Genomic DNA, 546 nt, shown 5'->3' on the forward strand with positions numbered 1-546 from the left:
CGCCACAGACGAATGGTCGCCGCAGCCCTCCGACTATCTCCACGGCAAGTGGCTGGTGCTTCGGCGTGGCAAGCGCAACGTCGCCGGCATCGAGCGCATCGGCTGACGCACCGCGTGAAACGGCTGGTCAACGGTGCGACGCCGGGTGGGGAACAACGCCGCCGGGCGGGACGTTGAACGCTCGCGAGTCAAATGCTGCCCGCGCGGCACCCCTTGGGATGCAGGTTGAAAAACACGCTCTAGCAGCAGATTTGACTCGGAGTTATCCCTGACGTAACTTATCGGAGTCGCTGCGACACGGGCCCAAAACCCGGGGAGCGCGGCGGCACTCCAGAGGGAAGTCTGCTTCGGCGGATGTCCTCATCTGTCCGCACGAGGGTCACGGCTTTTCGCCGGGGCTTCTTGCGCGGCCGGTCTGGGGGCGTGTTGTTTGAGAACTCAATAGTGTGTTTGGTGGTTTTTGTTTGTTGTTTTTTGGCCTGCCTCTTTTTCCCGTTTAGGGGTGGGTTGTTTTTGGATGCCAGTTTTTGGTGTCTTTTGTTGAGG

1 protein-coding gene is annotated in these 546 nt (G+C 60.3%); it reads left to right on the forward strand.

What is annotated here, in order from left to right:
- The coding region (locus ASJ79_RS34505) for a hypothetical protein (protein WP_231750834.1) at positions 1-106 on the forward strand (106 nt) is incomplete at its 5' end.
- Positions 107-546: the final 440 nt, after the last annotated feature.

The organism is Mycobacterium sp. NAZ190054 (genome assembly GCF_001545925.1).
Classification (GTDB): domain Bacteria; phylum Actinomycetota; class Actinomycetes; order Mycobacteriales; family Mycobacteriaceae; genus Mycobacterium.